This is a genomic window from Pseudomonas sp. FDAARGOS_761 (assembly GCF_013343155.1).
Classification (GTDB): Bacteria; Pseudomonadota; Gammaproteobacteria; order Pseudomonadales; family Pseudomonadaceae; genus Pseudomonas; species Pseudomonas aeruginosa.
In genome coordinates this window covers 1,221,371-1,241,997 of the sequence record NZ_CP054572.1, presented here as the reverse complement: position 1 = coordinate 1,241,997, position 20,627 = coordinate 1,221,371, and the positions used below count along the sequence as shown (strand labels likewise).

Below are 20,627 nucleotides of genomic sequence, written 5' to 3'. Positions count from 1 at the left end.
TCTCGCTGGCTTAGGCCCCGTCGAGAGAACTCAACGGAACGCTCCAATCAGGGTATCGAACAAAGTGCGGGCAACTTGAATCACCTGGGCCGAGGCACCGTAATACTGCTGGAACTGGATCAGGTTGGCCGCCTCTTCGTCGAGGCTCACCCCGGACAACGAATCGCGGCTGTCCTGGGCCTGCTTCAGCACCGTGGCGCTGGCCTCGCTGCTGGCACGCACCTGGGCGGTCAGGGTGCCGACCCGCTCGACCAGGCCACCATAGGCCTCGTTGTAGGTGGAACCGGTGTTGTCGGTGCCGCCGACGGTCGGCTTGGTCTGCAGGGCCAGCAGGTTGAGAGCGTTGCGGTTGTCGGAAATGCCCTTGTCGTTGAAGCCCAGCTTGAAGCTGTCGGAGTTCTGCGGTACGCCGCTGAGCTCGAATTCGTAGCTGTATTTCTGCCCGCTCGGGTCGGTGAACGCCATGCGCACGGTATTGGTATTGCCGCTGGTCAGCGTCGGGCTGCCGGTCAGGGCGTTACCGTCCTTGTCGACGTAGTTCCAGCCGGCCGGCAACGGCGAGGACAGGGTATAGGTCTTGCCGTCGGCGCTGAGCGTCGCGCCCAGGCTGATCCCGTTGGGCCCGAACGCGCCCTGTAGCACCGCCGGGTCCACCGGCGACGGACCGCTGGTGAGGGTCGGCGCGCCGATCTTGCCGGTGCCGCGGTTTTCGGTGGTCGATTCGGTACGCGCGGTACCGGCGAACGCCAGTTGCGAGGCATTCTTCAGCGTCGCCTCGATATCCGCCGCGCCACGCCGGGTCGGCTGCAGGGTGAAGCGGTCGCCGGCAGCCGGGAGCTGGTCGAGGGTCAGGTTGAAGCCCTGGTCGACGCCGTTGGCATCCTTGAACGAGAGGGTGTAGGGACCGGTACCGCTGACCGTGACCTGCATGCTTGCGTCGTCGCCCAGGCGCCGCGCGGTGAAATTGGTGCCGTCGAAGTCCAGGCGGAAATCGCTGGAATTCAGCTTGCTGGTATCGGTGATGTTCAGGTTGGCGTGGACATTGCCGGTGTTGCCGTTCTTCGCCAGGACCCGCAGCGCGGTGATGTCCGGATCGTTGATGTCGCCGAACAGGTTGGCGCCGGCCTTGCCGGCCAGGTCGAGGCCCTGCCCCAACTGCTTGTTGATGGTATCGGCGAGGGTGATCGCCAACTGCCCGAGCTTGTTGTAGCTGCTGTCCAGGGCGCTGTTGCGGTAGGCCAGCAAGCCACCCATCTCGCCGCCGGACACCAGGCCGGTGACGTTCTGTATGGAGTTGCCGTTGCTCAGTTGCACCTGGTAGCGGGTCGGGTCATCCAGCCCGGGCACCACGCTCAGGGTCGACACGGTATTGCCCACCACCAGCGGCTGGCCGCTACCGATGAACAGGCTGACGCTGTTGTCGTCCTGGGTGACCGCGGTCACCCCGATCATCTCGGATAGCTTGCGCACGGCTTCGTCGCGCGCATCCATCAGGTCGTTGGGCACCGCGCCCGCCGACTTGGCCTTGGCGATGGCATCGTTGTAGCTGGCCACGCTCTGTGACAGATGGTTGACCTGCGAAGCCAGCGCGCCCAGTTGCTGGTTGATCAAGCTGTTCTGCTTGTCCAACTGGTCATAGAGGGTATTGAAGGTCTTGCCCAGCCCCTCGGCCTGGGCAAGCACTGCCTCGCGCGCTTCGGTCGAGGAGGGATTGTTGGCGGCGGCCTGCAGTGCGGCGAAGAAGCGCTGCATGGCCGGGCTGACGCCGGTGGTGGTGTTGGACAACAGGCCGTCGAGCTGCTCGATCTGGCTACGGAATGCGCTCAACTCGCTGTTCTGGCTGGTGGCGTTGCGCAACTGGCCGGTGAGGAAGTCACTGGCCAGGCGGCGCACGTCGACGATCTGGCTGCCCGAGCCCATGTAGCCGGCACCGCTGAACTGCGGGACCTGGGTCTGCTGGATGGCATCCTGGCGGCTGTAGCCCGGCGTCTTGACGTTGGTGATGTTGTGCCCGGTGATGGTCAGCCAGGTCTGGCTGGTGCCGAGGCCGGACAGGCCTATCGAGAGTAGGTCGGACATGGGTCAGTTCCTCCTTGCTCAACCCAGAGGCGGCGTGCCGGCGGCGGCGACGGCCTGGTAGGTCTGCATCTGTCTGGCGATCTGCGCCACCTTGCGGGCGTACTGCGGATCGGTGGCGTAGCCGGCGCGCTGCAGTTCCTGCATGAAGCGCTCGGGGTTGGCGGCGCTGTCCAGGGCGTTCTGGTAGCGGTCGTTGCCCTGGAGGAAGCTGACGTAGTCGTGGAAGCTCTGCTCGAACGACGAGTAGGAGCGGAACGCCGCGACCTCCTTGACCGCCTTGCCGCCTTCGTATTCGGTGGTGAGGGCGCGCGCCGAGGCACCATCCCAGCGGCTGCCGGTCTTGATGCCGAACAGGTTGTGGCTGCTGCCGCCATCCTGCTGGCGGATGATCGATTTACCCCAGCCGGTCTCCAGCGCGGCCTGGGCCACCAGGTAGCGGGCATCGACGCCGATCCGCTCGGCGGCCTTCTGGGCCATCGGCAGCATGGTGGCGATGAATTCGTCGGCGGAGGCGAACATCGACTTGCCCCTGGCCAGCGGCGGCTGGGCGATGCGCCGGCTGCCCTGGCTGTCGACGCCATCGGTGGAGAAACCGCGGCGGCTCGCCGCCGGGTAGCTCTGCGCCGGCAGGTAGCTGTCCTGGCCCAGGCTCTGCATCTGGCTGGCGGCCGGCGAGGCGGAGGGAACGATGCCGGCGAGCATGCGCTCGGCCAGCTTGCCCGGCAGCGCCAGGCGCCGCTGGTTGAGCAGCTTCGAGTCGTCGCGGCCGGCTTCCGGCATCGGCAGGGCCTTGCCGGCCTGCGCGCTGGGGTTGCTCGGCCAGCGACCGGCGCCGTTCTCGGCGACCCGGGCGAACGGGTTTTCGCCGTTGCCCCTGGAGCCTTGCTTCATCTTCGACAACTGGCGCACCAGCACGTCGGCCAGGCCGATGCCGCCGGCATTCTTCGACAGGCTCACCGACAGTTGCTGGTCGTACATGTCCTGGTACTGCTTGGTGGTCTGGCTGTTCATGAAATTGCCGTCGCCCAGCGCTTCGTTGGCCGAACGCATGGACTTGAGCATCTCGTTGAGGAACAGCGATTCGAATTCCTGGGCGACCTTGCGGATGTTCGCCTCGCCGTCGCGGTCCTTGCCGACCTTGAGCTGGTTGAGGCGGTTGAGATCGGTATAGGAGCCGCTGTCGGGGCCTGCGCCGATACCGCTGAGCAAACGGGAATCCATGGCGTCGTCCTCAGATCACGATCAGGTCGGCCTGCAACGCGCCGGCCTGCTTCAGGGCTTCGAGGATCGCCATCAGGTCGCTCGGCGCGGCGCCGACCTGGTTCACCGCGCGGACGATGTCGTCCAGGGTGGTGCCGGGACCGAACTTGAACATCGGCTTGGTCTCCTCCTCGGCGTTCACCCGCGAGCGTGGCACCACCGCGGTCTGGCCGTTGGAGAAGGCACCGGGCTGGCTGACGATCGGGTCTTCGGTGATGCTCACGGTCAGGCTGCCGTGGGTGACGGCGGCCGGCGATACCTTGACGTTCTGGCCGATGACGATGGTGCCGGTGCGCGAATTGATGATGACCTTGGCCACCGCCTCGCCCGGCTGCACGTCGAGGTTCTCCAGGATCGACAGGTAGTCGACCCGCTGGTTCGGGTCGAGCGGTGCGCTGACCCGCACCGAGCCGCCGTCCACCGCATGGGCGACGCCCGGACCGAGCAGTTCGTTGATGCGGTCGACGATGCGCTTGGCAGTGGTGAAGTCCGGGCGGTTGAGGTTCAGCGTCAGGCTGTTGCCCTGGTCGAAGCCGCTCGGCACCGCGCGTTCGACGGTGGCGCCGGCCGGGATACGTCCGGCGGACGGTACGTTGACGGTGATCTTCGAGCCGTCGCGGCCTTCGGCGTCGAAGCCGCCGACCACCAGGTTGCCCTGGGCGACCGCGTAGACCTGGCCGTCGATACCTTTCAGCGGAGTCATCAGCAGGCTGCCGCCGCGCAGGCTCTTGGCGTTGCCGATGGACGACACGGTGACGTCGATCGGCTGGCCCGGCTTGGCGAACGGCGGCAGGTCGGCATGCACCGATACCGCGGCGACGTTCTTCAACTGCACGTTGCCGACGTTGGCCGGCACCTTGATGCCGAACTGCGCCAGCATGTTGTTGAAGGTCTGCAGGGTGAACGGCGTCTGCGTGGTCTGGTCGCCGCTGCCGCTCAGGCCGACCACCAGGCCATAGCCGATCAACTGGTTGGTCCGCACGCCCTGGATGCTGGCGATATCCTTCAACCGCTCGGCCTGGGCCGCGCCGGCGGCCAGGAGCAGCGCGGCGAGGGCCAGCAGGTGCTTGAACTTGGTCATCGCGAGCGTCCTCAGAACGGCCACAGCGGGCTGAGGAAGAAGCGGTCCAGCCAGCCCGGCTGACTGGCATCGGCGAAGGCGCCGGTGCCGGAATAGGTGATCCGGGCGTCGGCCACGCGGGTCGAGGACACGGTGTTGTCGGTGGCGATATCGTCGGCGCGGACCAGGCCGGCGATGCGCACCAGCTCGTTGCCGGTGTTCAGGGTCATCCACTTCTCGCCGCGCACGGAGAGGATGCCGTTGGGCAGCACCTCGGCCACGGTCACGGTGATCGAGCCGGTCAGGCTGTTGCTCTGCCCCGCCTGGCTGTCGCCCTTGGCGTCGCGCGAGCCGCCGTATTCGGCGCTGAGGCTGAGGTCGCCGCCGCCGATCGGGTTGTTGGTGGTCATGCCGCTACCGAACAGCGAGGTCAGCCCCATCTTGGTCTTGCTGTCCTTCTGGATATCGGAGTTGGCTTTCTTGCTCGCCTGGGTCTTCTCGTTGAGGGTGATGGTAATGATGTCGCCCACGCGGAAGGCCTTGCGGTCGTCGTAGAGGTTCTGCTCGAAGCCGGCCTGGTAGATCGCGCCGTTGTTCTGCGCGGCGGGCAGCGGGGTGCGCGGCAGCACCGGCGCGTAGTACGGATCGTTCGGCTTCGGCGGTGGATTGACGCAACCGCCCAGGGCGGTGGCGATGCCAAGCAGGGAGACGATCATCAGCCGGTTCATATCAAGCTACCTCGCGGCGTACAGCCAGGGTCCGGTCAGGGCCCGTCAAAGATTCTGGGTGACGAAGGACAACATCTGGTCGGCGGTGGAGATGACCTTGGAGTTCATCTCGTAGGCGCGCTGGGTGGTGATCATGTTCACCAGCTCCTCGACCACGTTGACGTTGGAGTTTTCCAGGGTGTTCTGGGCAACCGTGCCGAGGCCGTTGAGACCCGGCGTACCGACCTGCGGCGCGCCGCTGGAGCCGGTTTCCAGGAACAGGTTGTTGCCGATGGCCTGCAGGCCGGCCGGGTTGATGAAGTCGGCGGTCTGGATGTTGCCGATCACCTGCGGCTGGGCGTTGCCGGTGGTGGTCACCGAAACGGTGCCGTCCTGGCCGACGGTGAAGGTCTGGGTCTCGTTGGGCACCACGATCGCCGGCTCCAGGGCGAAGCCGTTGGAGGTGACGATCTGCCCGTCGGAGTTCAGGTGGAAGCTGCCGTCGCGGGTGTAGGACACGGTGCCGTCCGGCAGCAGGACCTGGAAGAAGCCGCGCCCGTTGACCGCCATGTCCAGCGGCTGCTCGGTGGTCTGCAGGCTGCCCGGGGTGAAGATCTTCTGGGTGCCGACGACGCGCACACCGGTACCCAGTTGCAGGCCCGAAGGCAGCTCGCTGTCCTGGGTCGACTGGCCGCCCGGCTGGCGCCGGATCTGGTACAGCAGGTCCTGGAACTCCGCGCGGTCGCGCTTGAAGCCGGTGGTGGATACGTTGGCCAGGTTGTTGGAAATGGTGGTCAGGTTCATGTCCTGGGCGGACAGACCGGTCTTGCTGACCCACAGTGCCGATAACATCGTCGTGCTCCTCGGGTGCCGGTTTTATGGCACCACGCTCAAGTGATTAGCTGATTTGCAAAACCCGCGCCATGGCCGCCGAATCGTCCTCGGCGGTGCGCATCATCTTCACGTGCAGCTCGAATTGACGGGACAGCGAGAGGATCGCGGTCATCTCTTCCACCGCGTTCACGTTGCTGCTTTCCAGGAAACCGGAGACCACCTTCACGTTGGCGTCGGCCAGCGGCGCCTGCTCGCCCGGCTGCGGCTTGTAGTGCAGCAGGCCGTCGGTACCCTTCTCCATCTGCTTCAGGTTCGGGTTGACCAGCTTGATCCGGTCCACCACGGCGACCACGTTGGGGTTCTCGCCAAGGGCGCGGATGCTGATGGTGCCGTCCTGGCCGATCTCCACCTTTTCCTCCGGCGGCACGGCGATCGGCCCACCGTTGCCGAGCACCGGCAAGCCGTCGCCGGTGCGCAGCATGCCGAGGGCGTCGATGTGCATGCCGGCGGTACGCACGTAGGCCTCGCTGCCATCCGGCGCCTGGACCGCGACGAAGCCGTCGCCGTCGATGGCGATGTCCAGCTCGTTGCCGGTTTCCTGGAGGCTGCCATGGCTGAAATCGGTACCGGGCCGCTCGCTCATGGCGAATACCCGCGCCGGGAAGCTGTCGCCGAACACCTGCATCGAACGCGCCTGCTCGAAGTCGCGACGAAAGCCGCTGGTCGAGATGTTCGCCAGGTTGTTGGCATGAGCGCGCATCGCCAGGGTGTTCTGGCTGGCCCCGCTCATGGAGACGTACAGCATCTTGTCCATCGAATCCTCCAGGCACCGGCACAATCCGCCGGGCTTTCTTGCAGGTTATCCAGCAAGCGCCGTGCCAGAATTCGAAAAACAAATTAAGTTATTGATTTAGATGGATTTTACAAAAAAGAAAGCCTCCTTTCGGAGGCTTCGGGGGCAACCCCTGGCCAGGGGTTGCCGCTGGCGGCAAGGGCCTTGCCGGCGCCCGGACGGCACCGGCTCGCCGTCATCAGCGCAGGTTGATGATGGTCTGGGTCACCGCATCCTCGGTCTGGATGGTCTTGGCGTTGGCCTGGTAGTTGCGCTGGTGGACGATGAGGTTCACCAGTTCGTTGGAGATGTCCACGTTGGACGCTTCCAGCGCGCCGGATTGCAGCGCCCCCAGGGTGCCCGAGCGCGGCGCGCCGACCGCCGGCTCGCCGGACTCCGCGGACTGCACCCAGGAGGTCTTGCCGATCGGCGTCAGGCCCTGGATGTTGGCGAAGTTGGCCAGCACCACCTGGCCCTGCACCTTGGACTGGCCGTTGGTGTAGCGGGCGAAGATCACCCCGGTGTCGTCGATTTCCAGGCCTGCCAGCTGACCGGTGGTGTAGCCGTCCTGGATCGGGTTGCTCTGGGCGAACGCGGTGGAGTACTGGGTGGTCTTGCGCATGTCGAAGGAGATGCCGCTGGCGGCACCGGTCGCGCCATTCCAGGCGTAGGTCGGCGGGGTCTTGCCGTCCGAGGCCGCCGGAATCCAGCCGGTGCCGGGAGTCGGCGGATTGCCGGTGGCCGGGCTGAACTGGATCACGTTGGTGGTCGCGTCGATGCTGAAGCCCGGCCCGCTGGTGCTGCCGTCCGGCGCCCGTACCGAGGTCATCTGGCCGCTGGCGTCGAAGGTGACGTTGAAGCTCATCGGCGTCTTGTTCGAGGGGTCGAGCGGATTGACCCCGTCGATCAGCACTTTCATGGTCCAGCTGTTCTCCGGAATCGGCGGGGTCGCATTCGGGTCCGGCTCGTTCTTGATGAAGAACTGGCTCATGGTGTGGGAGTTGCCCTGGCTGTCATAGATGCCCAGCGAAGAGGACGAGTTGTAGGTAGCGGCGTCGGACGGATCGAACGGCGTCACGGTCGGCGGCTTCAGCGTCGAGTTGAGGTTGTACGACTGCTGGATGCTCGAGGTGGCCTGCGGCGCCTGATTGGCGCGCTCGACCTTGAGGTCGGTGACCACGCCGTTCTGCAACTGGCCGTTCGGCCCGACGGCATAGCCCTGCAGGCGGTAGCCGTTGTTGTCGACGATGAAATCCTGCTTGTCGGTATTGAAGTAGCCGGCGCGGGTGTAGCTGATCGCCCCGTTGTTGCTGGTGACGAAGAAGCCGTTGCCGTTGATGGCCAGGTCCAGCACGCTGTTGGTCGAGTCGATGTTGCCCTGCTTGAACATCTGCGAGACGTCCGAGAGCAGCACGCCGCTGCCCTGCGGGTTGCTGCCCGAACCCAGCACCGAGGCGGCGTAGACGTCGGCGAACTCCGCGCGGGATTGCTTGAAGCCTACGGTGCCGGCGTTGGCGATGTTGTTGCCGGTGACGTTCAGGCCGCTGGAGGCCGCCTGGATGCCGCTCAGGCCGATGTTGAAACTCATGGATAGCTCCTTGCCGGAAACGCCGGCTTACTGGCCGATGATCTGTACTTTGGACAGCGCGATGCTGCCCAGGCCTGCGAGGTTGAGCATCAGCTCGCCGCCGTTCTGCCCCAGGGTGACGCTGTCGACGTTGGCCGGCAGGTAGGTCTGGAGCCCGTAGGTCTTGCCGTCGATCGAGGTCTGCGCCTCGAACTTGTAGGTGCCCGGCGGCATGATGTTGCCGCTGCTGTCCTTGCCGTCCCACATGAAGCTGACGCTGCCGGCAGCCTGCTGGCCGAGGTTGATGCGATTGACCACGGTGCCCTTGTCGTCGTAGACGTTGACCCATACGTTGCTGCTGGAGACCGGCAGGTTGAGGGACGCCTTGAAGGTGTCCTTGGTGTCCACCACCGACTTGTCGGTCGCCACGATGACCTTCCGCCCCACCAGCGACGAGGCTTGCAGGGCCTGCGACGACTGGTAGTTGGAGAGAATGCTCTCCATGCTCTTGTTCAGCGACTGCACGCCTTCCACGGTGCTGAACTGGGCCAGTTGGGCGATGAACTCGCCGTTCTGCTGCGGCGACATCGGGTCCTGGTTCTTCAACTGGGCCACCAGCAGCTTGAGGAATTCGTCCTTGCCAAGGTTGCTGCTGCCCTTGACGCTCTGCCCGGTCTCGGTGGCGCCGCTGCCGGCGGCGCGCTTGCTGCCGTTGACGTTGCCGGTGTTGCTGCTGGTGCCGCTGACGTTATCGATGCTCATGCTCTACTCCGCTCACTGACCCAGGGTCAGGACCTTCTGCATCATCTGTTTGGCGGTATTCATCATTTCCGCGTTGGTCTGGAAGGCACGGCTGGCGGAAATCATGTCGGCCATTTCCTCGACCACGTTCACATTGGGGTAATACACGTAGCCGTTGGCATCCGCGGCCGGATGGTTCGGCTCGTAGCGCGGCATCAGCGAACTCTGGTCCTCGACGATGCCCAGCACCTGCACGCCGGCGCCGGAGCTGTCCTGGTCGGCGAACAGCGAGCCGCTGTCGCCCTGGGCCTGCTGGAACATGGTGGAGAACACCGGATGGCGGGCGCGGTAGGTCTTGTCGACGCTGGAGGAAACCGTCTCGGCGTTGGCGATGTTGCTGGCCACGGTGTTCAGGCGGGTGCTCTGGGCGCTCATGCCGCTACCGGCAATGTTGAAGACACTGGCGAGGGACATGGCGGTTACTCTCCACGCAGGGCGCTGACCAGCCCTTTGAATTTGCTGTTGAGGAAGGTGAAGGACGCCTGGAAGTGCATGGCGTTCTCGGCGTAGTTGGCCTGCTCGATCTGGGCGTCGACAGTGTTCTGGTCGATCGACGGCTGGACCGGGATGCGGTACTGCAGGCTGCCCTCGCCCATGCCGAAACCTTCGGCGGCGATATGCCGCTCGTTGGTGGTGCGGGTGGCGAAGGTACCCTTGGCGGCCTTGTCCTTCTGCTCGGCGAGAACCGCGGCGAAGTCCAGGTCGCGAGCCTTGTAGTTCGGGGTATCGGCGTTGGCCAGGTTGTTGGCCAGCACTTCGGCGCGCTGGGCGCGGAAGCTGAGGGCCTGCTGGTGGATACCGAGTGCTCTGTCGAAACTGATGCTCATGGCTGCGAACCTGTTTGCCGGTGTGGCTTTCGTCGCCAACACTTCAGCAAGGCCCGTGCCAGATTATTAAAAACCTTTATATTCAATAACTTGAGTTTATTTAAGGGCAACCCGGAAGCGGCAAGCGGCAAGCCGTTTCCGCTTGCCGGCAAGGGTGGCAAGCCCCTGGAACGGCTTCTCCGGCAAACGAAAAAAGGCCCGATATCGTCGATATCGGGCCTTTCCCATGCTTCCGGCCGCCGGGGACACGGCTCACTCGTGGCGAATGATCCGCTCGAGATCCACCGGTTCGCCGGGATGGGCATGCAGCTTGGCGCGAATATCCTCGAACATCGCATCGTATTCCTTGTGCACCCGGGTGATCGCGCCGAACTTCGGGTGCAGGCCGTGCTTCTGGGCGACCCGCGTGGCATCGCTGGCGAAGTTGAAGGCGGTATCGCGCGGCAGCTCGAAGGAGTCGCTGAACGGCTTGCCGTCGATCTCGCCGTCCATGTCGAAGTGCACATAGGCGCCGGATTCGGCGTTCTGCCGCACCTCGTAGCGGATATGGATATTGATGTCCTGCTGGTCGAGGCCGGGCAGGCTGACCAGATGGAGGTGGCCTGGTTCGAACATGACGAATCTCCTGGTGGGAATCGGAATCAGTCTAGCCAGGGTCGAGCGAAAGAAAACCGCCCTGGATCAGTGCAACGTCGCTTTTTCCGCGCGTTCCTGAATGACCACCCAGGGCGCCACCACCACCGCCCAGAGGGTCGGGTCGCGTTCGAGGAAGTCCTTGGCCGCATCCTCCCCGACCTTGCTCAGGCCGCCGCCGGAAAGCCAGGCGGCGACCTTCTCGCGGTCATCCCCGGCCAGGGCCTCGGCGACTTCCACCAGGTCCAGCGCGGCATCGACCTGGAGCAAGGCGCCACGGGCGAAGAACGGTTGCAGCTCGGCCCAGGAAATGACCGCGGTCTCGCCGAGCAGCTTGGCATAGAGGGTGCTAGTTTGTTCTGTCATGGGATCTACCTGGATTGCATGGGCGCCATGATAACGCCCGCCGGTAGCCCACGACAGCCGAAGGGAAACCGGGCCCAGGGAGGTGAGGCAGGTCCGCGCCGTTTTTCTATACGTTTATGTCAACCAGGCGACACGACTCACGGGAGCTCGCCGTGCCGTGCTTTTCAAGCGACGAAGCGCCGCTCTACACTGTACCGGTACAGTTCCCGGGGTCCGTCCATGACGATCACCCGGTCTCCTCCGGCCCCCGCGGCCGCGAGACTACAACAATGACAACACACAAGAAGAGTGGAGCACTATGAAGAAGGGTACTCAGCGTCTATCCCGCCTGTTCGCCGCGATGGCCATTGCCGGGTTCGCCAGCTACTCCATGGCCGCCGACACCATCAAGATCGCCCTGGCTGGCCCGGTCACCGGTCCGGTAGCCCAGTACGGCGACATGCAGCGCGCCGGTGCGCTGATGGCAATCGAACAGATCAACAAGGCAGGCGGCGTGAACGGCGCGCAACTCGAAGGCGTGATCTACGACGACGCCTGCGATCCCAAGCAGGCCGTGGCGGTCGCCAACAAGGTGGTCAACGACGGCGTCAAGTTCGTGGTCGGCCATGTCTGCTCCAGCTCCACCCAACCCGCCACCGACATCTACGAAGACGAAGGCGTGCTGATGATCACCCCGTCGGCCACCGCCCCGGAAATCACCTCGCGCGGCTACAAGCTGATCTTCCGCACCATCGGCCTGGACAACATGCAGGGCCCGGTGGCCGGCAAGTTCATCGCCGAACGCTACAAGGACAAGACCATCGCGGTACTGCACGACAAGCAGCAGTACGGCGAAGGCATCGCCACCGAGGTGAAGAAGACCGTGGAAGACGCCGGCATCAAGGTTGCCGTCTTCGAAGGCCTGAACGCCGGCGACAAGGACTTTAACGCGCTGATCAGCAAGCTGAAGAAAGCCGGCGTGCAGTTCGTCTACTTCGGCGGCTACCACCCGGAAATGGGCCTGCTGCTGCGCCAGGCCAAGCAGGCCGGGCTGGACGCGCGCTTCATGGGCCCGGAAGGGGTCGGCAACAGCGAAATCACCGCGATCGCCGGCGACGCCTCGGAAGGCATGCTGGCGACCCTGCCGCGCGCCTTCGAGCAGGATCCGAAGAACAAGGCCCTGATCGACGCCTTCAAGGCGAAGAACCAGGATCCGAGCGGCATCTTCGTCCTGCCCGCCTACTCCGCGGTCACCGTGATCGCCAAGGGCATCGAGAAAGCCGGCGAGGCCGATCCGGAGAAGGTCGCCGCGGCCCTGCGCGCCAACACCTTCGAGACTCCCACCGGGAACCTCGGGTTCGACGAGAAGGGCGACCTGAAGAACTTCGACTTCACCGTCTACGAGTGGCACAAGGACGCCACCCGGACCGAGGTCAAGTAAGCATCGTTGCAGTACGGAGCCCACGTCACCCACCGTGGGCTTTGTTTTAGTACCCGCATGATTCCGCGAGCGGCGGCCCGGCAAGGGCAGGCGAAGACCGGCAGCGTTCACTCCTGGTGGACGGGAGCGCGGCTTTCCCCTGCCTCCCGCCGGCCCGCCGCGCGCCGGATCGTGACGGGTCTCAGCAGCGTTCCGGCCCCACACCCGCGAGCCGAACGTCTACCTGCCGTACAACGGCGGGCGTTTAGCGAGAGAGTCCCATGCCCGAGATTTATCATTACCTACAACAATTGGTTAACGGCCTGACCGTCGGCAGCACCTATGCGCTGATCGCGATCGGCTACACCATGGTCTACGGCATCATCGGCATGATCAACTTCGCCCACGGCGAGGTGTACATGATCGGCTCGTACATCGCCTTCATCGCCATCACCCTGCTGGCGATGATGGGGCTGGACAGCGTTCCGCTGATGATGCTCGCCGCGTTCGCCGCCAGCATCATCGTCACCAGTGCCTTCGGCTACAGCATCGAGCGGGTCGCCTACCGCCCGTTGCGCGGCGGCAACCGCCTGATCCCGCTGATCTCCGCGATCGGCATGTCGATCTTCCTGCAGAACGCCGTGATGCTCTCGCAGGACTCCAAGGAAAAGGCCATCCCGACCCTGCTGCCCGGCAACTTCGTGTTCGGCGAAAGCAGCATGAACGGCGTGGTGATCTCCTATATGCAGATCCTGATCTTCGTCGTCACCTTCCTGGTGATGTTCGGCCTCACCCTGTTCATCTCCCGCTCTCGCCTGGGCCGCGCCTGCCGCGCCTGCGCCGAGGACCTGAAGATGACCAACCTGCTGGGTATCAACAGCAACAACATCATCGCCCTCACCTTCGTCATCGGCGCCGCCCTGGCCGCCGTCGCCGCGGTGCTGCTGGGCATGCAGTACGGCGTGATCAACCCCGGAATCGGCTTCCTCGCCGGGATCAAGGCGTTCACCGCCGCGGTGCTCGGCGGCATCGGCAGCATCCCCGGCGCCATGCTCGGCGGCCTGCTGCTGGGCGTCGCCGAAGCCTTCGGCGCCGACGTGTTCGGCGACCAGTACAAGGACGTGGTGGCCTTCGGCCTGCTGATCCTGGTGCTGCTGTTCCGACCTACCGGCATCCTCGGTCGTCCGGAGGTGGAAAAAGTATGAGCCAGTCCCTCAAGCGCGCGCTGTTCAGCGCCCTCCTCGTGATCCTGGTGTCCTATCCGATCCTCGGCCTGAAGCTGCGCACCGTCGGCATCAAGCTCGAGGTCCTCGGCGCCGATGCGCAGACCCTCTGGACCATCGCCGCGGCCGCCCTGGCCATGTTCGTCTGGCAGCTGTTCCGCGACCGCATCCCGCTCAAGCTGGGTCGCGGCGTCGGCTACAAGGTCAACGGCAGCGGCCTGAAGAACTTCCTCAGCCTGCCGTCGACCCAGCGCTGGGCGGTACTCGCCCTGGTCGTGGTGGCTTTCGTCTGGCCGTTCTTCGCCTCGCGCGGGGCGGTGGACATCGCCACCCTGATCCTGATCTACGTGATGCTCGGCATCGGCCTGAACATCGTGGTCGGCCTGGCCGGCCTGCTCGACCTCGGCTACGTCGGCTTCTACGCGGTGGGTGCCTACACCTACGCGCTGCTCGCCGAGTACGCCGGGTTCGGCTTCTGGACCGCCCTGCCGATCGCCGGGATGATGGCCGCGCTGTTCGGTTTCCTCCTCGGTTTCCCGGTGCTGCGCCTGCGCGGCGACTACCTGGCGATCGTGACCCTCGGCTTCGGCGAGATCATCCGCATCCTGCTGCGCAACATGACCGAGATCACCGGCGGCCCCAACGGCATCGGCTCGATCCCCAAGCCGACCCTGTTCGGCCTGACCTTCGAACGCCGCGCGCCGGAAGGCATGCAGACCTTCCACGAGTTCTTCGGCATCGCCTACAACACCAACTACAAGGTCATCCTGCTCTACGTGGTGGCCCTGCTGCTGGTGCTGCTGGCCCTGTTCGTGATCAACCGGCTGATGCGCATGCCGATCGGTCGCGCCTGGGAAGCGCTGCGCGAGGACGAAGTGGCCTGCCGCGCTCTCGGTCTCAACCCGACCATCGTCAAGCTCTCCGCCTTCACCATCGGCGCCAGCTTCGCCGGTTTCGCCGGCAGCTTCTTCGCCGCCCGCCAGGGCCTGGTGACGCCTGAGTCCTTCACCTTCATCGAGTCGGCGATGATCCTTGCGATCGTCGTGCTCGGCGGCATGGGTTCGCAGCTCGGCGTGATCCTCGCCGCGGTGGTGATGGTGCTGCTCCAGGAAATGCGCGGGTTCAACGAATACCGCATGCTGATCTTCGGCCTGACCATGATCGTGATGATGATCTGGCGTCCCCAGGGACTGCTGCCGATGCAACGCCCGCACCTGGAGCTGAAGCCATGAGCCGACCGATTCTCGAAGTGAGCGGCCTGACCATGCGCTTCGGCGGCCTGCTGGCCGTCAACGGCGTCAACCTGAAGGTCGAGGAAAAGCAGGTGGTCTCGATGATCGGCCCGAACGGCGCCGGCAAGACCACCGTGTTCAACTGCCTGACCGGCTTCTACCAGCCCACCGGCGGCCTGATCCGCCTCGACGGCGAGGAGATCCAGGGCCTGCCCGGCCACAAGATCGCTCGCAAGGGCGTGGTGCGGACCTTCCAGAACGTCCGCCTGTTCAAGGAAATGACCGCGGTGGAGAACCTGCTGGTCGCCCAGCACCGCCACCTCAACACCAACTTCCTCGCCGGCCTGTTCAAGACCCCGGCATTCCGCCGCAGCGAGCGCGAGGCCATGGAGTACGCCGCGCACTGGCTGGAGGAAGTCAACCTTACCGAGTTCGCCAACCGCAGCGCCGGCACCCTCGCCTACGGCCAGCAGCGACGCCTGGAGATCGCCCGCTGCATGATGACCCGCCCGCGGATCCTCATGCTCGACGAGCCGGCCGCCGGCCTCAACCCGAAGGAGACCGACGACCTCAAGGCGCTGATCGCCAAGCTGCGCAGCGAGCACAACGTGACGGTATTGCTGATCGAGCACGACATGAAGCTGGTGATGAGCATTTCCGACCATATCGTGGTGATCAACCAGGGCGCCCCCCTGGCCGACGGGACGCCGGAGCAGATCCGCGACAACCCGGACGTGATCAAGGCTTATCTGGGGGAAGCGTGAGCATGCTGAGTTTCGACAAGGTTTCCACCTACTACGGCAAGATCCAGGCGCTGCACGACGTCAGCGTGGAAGTGAAGAAGGGCGAGATCGTCACCCTGATCGGCGCCAACGGCGCCGGCAAGTCGACCCTGCTGATGACGCTCTGCGGCTCGCCGCAGGCGGCCAGCGGCAGCATCCGCTACGAAGGCGAGGAACTGGTCGGCCTGCCCTCCTCCACCATCATGCGCAAGAGCATCGCGGTGGTCCCGGAAGGCCGCCGGGTCTTCTCCCGCCTGACGGTGGAAGAAAACCTGGCGATGGGCGGCTTCTTCACCGACAAGGACGACTACCAGGTGCAGATGGACAAGGTGCTGGAACTCTTCCCGCGCCTGAAGGAACGCTACGAACAGCGCGCCGGGACCATGTCCGGCGGCGAACAGCAGATGCTCGCCATCGGCCGCGCGCTGATGAGCAAGCCAAAGCTGTTGCTGCTGGACGAACCTTCGCTCGGCCTGGCGCCGATCATCATCCAGCAGATCTTCGAGATCATCGAGCAGCTGCGTCGCGAAGGCGTCACCGTGTTCCTCGTCGAGCAGAACGCCAACCAGGCGTTGAAGCTCGCCGATCGCGCCTACGTGCTGGAGAACGGCCGGATCGTCATGCACGACACCGGCGCCGCCCTGCTGACCAACCCGAAGGTGCGCGACGCCTACCTCGGCGGCTGAGCACTGTCCCGCCGTAGACTTCAGCGCCTACGAAAACGGCCCTCACGGGCCGTTTTTTTATGCCGAGGCGTACCGGCTACAGGCCGTAGCGCTCGATAGCGTCCAGGTGCGGCTGGGTGTCGACCTCCGCCGCTTCCGCCAGGCGCAGCCAGCACATGCGGTGCGGCCATTGCCCGGTGGCCTCCTGCAACGCCTGGTGCAGGTCGCGCGGCGCCTGCTGCGCAGGTGTCGCGACGGTGAAGTAGATCGCCCGCAGTTCCTCGCCGCTGCTGGCATCGGTGACCTGGTAGTCGCGGTTGCTGTGCACCCAGACCTTCCAGCCGCGCGCGTCGAGCGTTTCGCGGAAGGCGTCGAAGGCCTCGTCGCCCGGATAGACGCCGTCCACCAGCCAGCTCGGCGAGTAACCACCGCTCTCGAGGACGTGCACCACCGCATAGGTGGGAACGAAACGCTTGCGCTCCTCCTCGTCTTCCGGAGCCGGATAGATCAGGCCGGCGTCGAACACCACCCAGTCACCGACCCGCTGGCTGCGATTGCCCGGCGCGTTCTCGAGGACCCGCGCGGTCACCGGGCCGGTGCGCCGGGCGTAGTAGTCGAGCGCTTCGCCATCCTCGATGTAACGGACGATCACCCAGCCCCAGTCTTCCTCGATCGGTCCGTCGCCGGCGGCGAACTCCATGCCCATGCCGGCAGCGACCTCGCGCAGCATCGTCCAGTCGCGCGCGGCGCTGGCGGCGGTCATCTGGTCCCACTGCACCGACTGCGGCTCCTCCAGCTTGCCGGCCAGACGCTGGTAGGCCAGCGCCGCCTCGGCGAAGCGATCCTGCTCCATCAGCGCCTTACCCAGCAGGCTATGGGCTCCCAGCGAGCCGGGAGAAATTTCCAGCACCGATTGGCAGGCGCGCTCCAGCTCCGGCCAGTCGTTGAGTTTCTCGGCCAGCTTGACTTCGCTCCACAGCGCGATCAGCGGCACGCTGTCGGCGTAGAGCCGGCCGAGGCGCTTGACCTGGTCGTACTCGCCGCGCGCCAGCAAGGCATTGAGCAGGTAGTAGGCCAGTTGCTGCTCCTCGTCGGTGTGGCGCTCGACGTACTCCCAGAGCAGGTCGATGGCCTCGTCGTCGGCGGAGCAGGCCTGTAGCGCCGAGGCGGCCACTTCGCGCAAGGCGGTGTCGTCGGGCCGCTCGGCCAGCGCCTGGAGCAGCCACTGCACTTCTTTCTCCGGGTTGCGCGGCGCGTCTTCGCTGCCCTGCGCAGCCAGCCAGTCGAGCAACTCCGCAGCCGGCACCGGCAGTTCCTGCTGCTGCGGCGCGGCATCGATCTCGGCCCTCAGGCCAGCGAGCAACTGGCTGGCGCCACGGTCGCGCTGCAACTGCTGCGCATGCTGTTCGGCCAGCGCCAGGTGGCGCCTGGCGCTCCACACCGAACCGCGTTGCAGCGCGAGGCGGATGGCCTGGCTGGCGACGTCGATGACCACCCGGTGTGCGCCCTTCTGCGAATAGTGTTCGAGCATCTGCTGCAAGCGCCCGCCGAAGTCCCAGGTGTTGCGCTCAGGGGTCCGTTGCAGCAGCAGGTAGACCGCGCGCAGCCAGATCGTACGGTAGCGCGGGGCAATCTCGGAGAACGGCAGCAGCGCCTCCAGGGCCTCCTCGTCGCGCCCCAGCAACGCCAGGCCGTGGGCCTTGTACAGACGCCGCGGCTGGCTGATGTTGTTCCACTCCGCGCCCTCGACCTTCTCCTCCATCTCGCCGATCAGGGCCAGCGCCTGTTCCGCGCGCCCCAGGTTCAGCAGGATCGCCACGCGCATCTCCAGGAGGCTGTCGAATACCTCCTCGCCGGCGGCGAGGATCTTCTTCTCCTGTTCGGCCAGGAAGGCCAGGGCATCTTCGCCGCGCCCGTCGTCGAGCAGCGCCTCGGCCTTCTCGTTGCTCAGGCAGTGGAAGCAGGCCCAGGTCGGGTCGATCCGCGCCAGGGTCTCGTCGCACACCTCGATGCGTTCCTCCACCCAGCCCGGGCCGTCGACGTTGGCGTAGCACGACGCCAGGTCCTGGGTCACGCAGACCGACTGCGGGCAGGCCTGGGTGTCGTCGCGGTTGGCCAGTTCGAACAAGGAAACGGCGTCGGCCAGGGCGGTCTCGCCCTCCAGCTGGTTGCCGACCCGGTTACGCATCTCCCAGTGGCGGACGAAGATTTCCAGCCACGGGTTGTTCAACGTCCGGCTCAGCGCCTTGACCTCCGGCAACAGCGCCTCGGCGCGCTCCACCTCGAGGTCGCAGACGTACGCGGTGAGTTCGTCGATCAGCCGCGCACTCTGCTCCTGGCCGGCCTCACGCAGGTCGGCGCGGAGCTTCTCCACCCAGTTCCAGATATCCATATGCTTCAGTCTCCATCAGGCGTGTTGCGAATTTTCTTATTGCCCCAGCAGGCGCTTCACCGAATCGGCGAGTCCGGCCAGGGCCTGGTTCAGCGAGGTCGCGGGCTGGCCGCGTCCCTGTCCGGCGATGATCACTTTGAACGAGCGCAGCAGCAGCGCCGCATGGGCCGCTTCGCCGCGTTCCTCGCCGACGGCCGCGAGCAGCGCCTGCACCGCCGGATTGTCGAGGTTGACGTAGAGCCGGCTCGGCTGGCGATTGTCGAGCCTGCGGGTGAACTGCCGGGCCAGGCGCAACGCCGCGGTGGAAATACGCTTGTCGGCCTCGTCGTCCTCCAGTCGCCGCTTGAGTTCGGCGTCGCGGTCGGGCACCACCACAAGCGGCAATTCCTCGGGGCTGAAGCGGGCGATCACCAGTTGCTCCTCGGCGCCGCCCAGGTGTTCGGCCAGCCAGCCGGTCTCGCGCTCGGGCAGTCGGTCGAGGCGGAACAACTGGCGGTTGCCCTGCTCGGTGCCCAGCTCCACCAGGCGCATCCCCTTGGCCTGCGCCCAGCGACGGAGGAAGGGTACCACCGCATAGCGATTGCCATGGGCCACCGGTACGCCCATGGCACGGAACAGCATTTCCTCGAAGCCGCTGTCGTTGTCCAGCAGCACATGCACCGCTCCGCGCGAAAGGAGTTCGGAAGCCGGGAGGTCGCCCTGGGAGGTGGGTACGCGCAGGCTGTCCATCATCAGCGCGAACAGACGCTCGTCGCACAACGCCGCTCCCAGCAGGGCCTCGTTGTGCCGCAGCAGGACCCGCCGCCAGGCCTCCGGCTGCTGCCGCGCCACCTCGCCGAGCCCGGCGATCAGCGCCTCGGCCAGCGCATGCTGGATCGCCGCGTAATGGTCGTCACGCTGCAGGTCCTCGCGGCTGGCGGTGGGCGTCAGGCGGTTCGACTCGATCACCCCGCCGACGAACCCGGCCCAGGACGGCAGCAGGTCGCGGGCGTCATCGTCGAGCAGCATGCCGCGGAGGAAAACCGAGAGATTGCGGTTGTCGCTGGTGCCATAGGTGCCGCCGTCCTGGATCCACAGCAGACCCTGCACGTCGACCCGCTCGTCCGGGCGCACCGGCAGGCAGCAGATCGGCTCGAAGTCGTGCTCGAAGCGTGCGGCGAACTCCAGGTCGCGGCGCTGCCGTTGCAGCGGGTGCAGCGCGGCGTCGGCGATCAGCCGCCACGGCGGCGGCTCCGGGTTGATCGGCTGGGCGTCGCCGCCGACGTGGATCGGCTCGCGCAACAGCACGCAGTAGCGTTCGAGGATCTCGCGCAGGCGCGCGGCCTGGGTCAGCGCACTGTATTCGTCCTGCAGTTCGAGGGTGATCTCGGTGCCTACCGGGCGTGCCGGCATCGGCGTCACGCTGTATTGCTCGGCGTTGCTGGAGACGTAGCAGAAGCCCAGCTCCGGCTGCTGGTAGGACGTGGTCCGCACGCTGACCCGGCGGGCCAGGACGAAAGCGGAGAGGAAGCCCAGGCCGAACATGCCGATCAGCCCGCTGTCCTCGTGGCCGGACTGGCGCAGTCCACGGGTGTAGCCGACGCCGACGGTGGCCAGGTAGGCGTGGATTTCGTGTTCGGTGAGCCCGGCGCCGGTGTCGACGATGCGCACGGTGTTGCTGGCGCTGTCGCCGATCACCTCGATTCGCGACGGCCCTTGCCAGTCGGGCTGCTCCAGGCGGCGACGGAGGATCGAGTCGTGGGCGTTCTGCACCAGCTCGCGCAACGCCACGGTGGGCGTGGAATAGAGGTGCTTGCTGAGCACCGACATCACGCCGTTGAGGTCGACTCCAGCGCGACGGATCTGGGGAGTGTTCGATTGCGGAAAGCTGCTTTGCATGTCCCTATCCAAGCGTTCGATGAATGGCGTCCGCTCGCACGCGAGCGGTCCGGTGCGGGATTCTGCCACGTTCCGTCACGTTCCTTGTGC

General features: G+C 65.7%; 19 protein-coding genes. 5 read left to right on the top strand and 14 right to left on the bottom strand.

Annotated elements, in window-relative coordinates:
• Nucleotides 1-30: 30 nt before the first annotated feature.
• The 12 genes from flgK to FOC67_RS05870 all read right to left on the bottom strand — a co-directional run bounded on the left by flgK (nucleotide 31) and on the right by FOC67_RS05870 (nucleotide 10,966).
• On the bottom strand, nucleotides 31-2,079 hold the full coding sequence (gene flgK, locus FOC67_RS05925; protein ID WP_003133935.1) for a flagellar hook-associated protein FlgK: 2,049 nt from the start codon (nucleotides 2,077-2,079) through the stop codon (nucleotides 31-33).
• Between the two features lie 18 nt (nucleotides 2,080-2,097).
• Nucleotides 2,098-3,300, bottom strand: a complete 1,203-nt coding sequence (gene flgJ, locus FOC67_RS05920) for a flagellar assembly peptidoglycan hydrolase FlgJ (protein WP_003116316.1) — start codon at nucleotides 3,298-3,300, stop codon at nucleotides 2,098-2,100.
• 10 nt (nucleotides 3,301-3,310) lie between these two features.
• Nucleotides 3,311-4,420, bottom strand: a complete 1,110-nt coding sequence (locus FOC67_RS05915) for a flagellar basal body P-ring protein FlgI (protein WP_003082169.1) — start codon at nucleotides 4,418-4,420, stop codon at nucleotides 3,311-3,313.
• A gap of 11 nt (nucleotides 4,421-4,431) precedes the next feature.
• Nucleotides 4,432-5,127, bottom strand: a complete 696-nt coding sequence (flgH, locus tag FOC67_RS05910) for a flagellar basal body L-ring protein FlgH (RefSeq protein WP_003082166.1) — start codon at nucleotides 5,125-5,127, stop codon at nucleotides 4,432-4,434.
• A gap of 45 nt (nucleotides 5,128-5,172) precedes the next feature.
• Nucleotides 5,173-5,958 carry a flagellar basal-body rod protein FlgG gene (gene flgG, locus FOC67_RS05905; RefSeq protein WP_003082164.1) on the bottom strand — a complete coding sequence of 262 codons (786 nt, stop codon included), beginning with the start codon at nucleotides 5,956-5,958 and terminating at the stop codon, nucleotides 5,173-5,175.
• 46 nt (nucleotides 5,959-6,004) lie between these two features.
• A complete protein-coding gene (gene flgF, locus FOC67_RS05900; protein WP_003082159.1) occupies nucleotides 6,005-6,754 on the bottom strand; it encodes a flagellar basal-body rod protein FlgF in 750 nt (249 codons plus the stop codon).
• 217 nt (nucleotides 6,755-6,971) lie between these two features.
• Nucleotides 6,972-8,360, bottom strand: coding sequence for a flagellar hook protein FlgE (gene flgE / locus FOC67_RS05895; protein WP_003086405.1), 1,389 nt, complete (start codon nucleotides 8,358-8,360; stop codon nucleotides 6,972-6,974).
• Between the two features lie 27 nt (nucleotides 8,361-8,387).
• Nucleotides 8,388-9,101, bottom strand: coding sequence for a flagellar hook assembly protein FlgD (gene flgD / locus FOC67_RS05890; RefSeq protein WP_003082153.1), 714 nt, complete (start codon nucleotides 9,099-9,101; stop codon nucleotides 8,388-8,390).
• A gap of 12 nt (nucleotides 9,102-9,113) precedes the next feature.
• The gene (flgC, locus tag FOC67_RS05885; protein WP_003082150.1) at nucleotides 9,114-9,554 is read right to left on the bottom strand and encodes a flagellar basal body rod protein FlgC; all 441 of its coding nucleotides are present in this window, start codon (nucleotides 9,552-9,554) and stop codon (nucleotides 9,114-9,116) included.
• Nucleotides 9,555-9,559: 5 nt separating this feature from the next.
• Complete coding sequence (gene flgB, locus FOC67_RS05880) at nucleotides 9,560-9,967, bottom strand: flagellar basal body rod protein FlgB (protein WP_003082144.1); 408 nt, start codon at nucleotides 9,965-9,967, stop codon at nucleotides 9,560-9,562.
• A 252-nt stretch (nucleotides 9,968-10,219) separates the two neighbouring features.
• Nucleotides 10,220-10,582 carry a DUF5064 family protein gene (locus FOC67_RS05875; RefSeq protein WP_003082140.1) on the bottom strand — a complete coding sequence of 121 codons (363 nt, stop codon included), beginning with the start codon at nucleotides 10,580-10,582 and terminating at the stop codon, nucleotides 10,220-10,222.
• A 66-nt stretch (nucleotides 10,583-10,648) separates the two neighbouring features.
• The gene (locus FOC67_RS05870; protein WP_003086400.1) at nucleotides 10,649-10,966 is read right to left on the bottom strand and encodes a DUF2288 domain-containing protein; all 318 of its coding nucleotides are present in this window, start codon (nucleotides 10,964-10,966) and stop codon (nucleotides 10,649-10,651) included.
• 298 nt (nucleotides 10,967-11,264) lie between these two features.
• On the opposite strand from FOC67_RS05870, the gene FOC67_RS05865 reads away from it, so the two are divergent.
• The 5 genes from FOC67_RS05865 to FOC67_RS05845 all read left to right on the top strand — a co-directional run bounded on the left by FOC67_RS05865 (nucleotide 11,265) and on the right by FOC67_RS05845 (nucleotide 16,288).
• Nucleotides 11,265-12,386 carry a branched-chain amino acid ABC transporter substrate-binding protein gene (locus tag FOC67_RS05865; RefSeq protein WP_003086396.1) on the top strand — a complete coding sequence of 374 codons (1,122 nt, stop codon included), beginning with the start codon at nucleotides 11,265-11,267 and terminating at the stop codon, nucleotides 12,384-12,386.
• Nucleotides 12,387-12,646: 260 nt separating this feature from the next.
• Nucleotides 12,647-13,570 (top strand): high-affinity branched-chain amino acid ABC transporter permease LivH, encoded by a 924-nt coding sequence (gene livH, locus FOC67_RS05860; RefSeq protein ID WP_003086391.1) that lies wholly within the window; start codon nucleotides 12,647-12,649, stop codon nucleotides 13,568-13,570.
• The gene (locus FOC67_RS05855; protein WP_003082131.1) at nucleotides 13,567-14,820 is read left to right on the top strand and encodes a high-affinity branched-chain amino acid ABC transporter permease LivM; all 1,254 of its coding nucleotides are present in this window, start codon (nucleotides 13,567-13,569) and stop codon (nucleotides 14,818-14,820) included. Before livH ends, FOC67_RS05855 begins: the two co-directional genes overlap by 4 nt.
• The gene (gene livG / locus FOC67_RS05850) at nucleotides 14,817-15,584 is read left to right on the top strand and encodes a high-affinity branched-chain amino acid ABC transporter ATP-binding protein LivG (protein WP_003082125.1); all 768 of its coding nucleotides are present in this window, start codon (nucleotides 14,817-14,819) and stop codon (nucleotides 15,582-15,584) included. Before FOC67_RS05855 ends, livG begins: the two co-directional genes overlap by 4 nt.
• A 2-nt stretch (nucleotides 15,585-15,586) precedes the next feature.
• On the top strand, nucleotides 15,587-16,288 hold the full coding sequence (locus tag FOC67_RS05845; protein ID WP_003086389.1) for an ABC transporter ATP-binding protein: 702 nt from the start codon (nucleotides 15,587-15,589) through the stop codon (nucleotides 16,286-16,288).
• A gap of 76 nt (nucleotides 16,289-16,364) precedes the next feature.
• Here the strand turns inward: FOC67_RS05845 and FOC67_RS05840 are convergent, their stop codons facing one another.
• Together FOC67_RS05840 and FOC67_RS05835 are read right to left on the bottom strand one after the other, a co-directional pair.
• Nucleotides 16,365-18,659 carry a hypothetical protein gene (locus FOC67_RS05840; protein WP_009315439.1) on the bottom strand — a complete coding sequence of 765 codons (2,295 nt, stop codon included), beginning with the start codon at nucleotides 18,657-18,659 and terminating at the stop codon, nucleotides 16,365-16,367.
• Nucleotides 18,660-18,695: 36 nt separating this feature from the next.
• Nucleotides 18,696-20,606, bottom strand: coding sequence for an ATP-binding protein (locus FOC67_RS05835; protein WP_083842338.1), 1,911 nt, complete (start codon nucleotides 20,604-20,606; stop codon nucleotides 18,696-18,698).
• Between the last annotated feature and the right edge of the window lie 21 nt (nucleotides 20,607-20,627).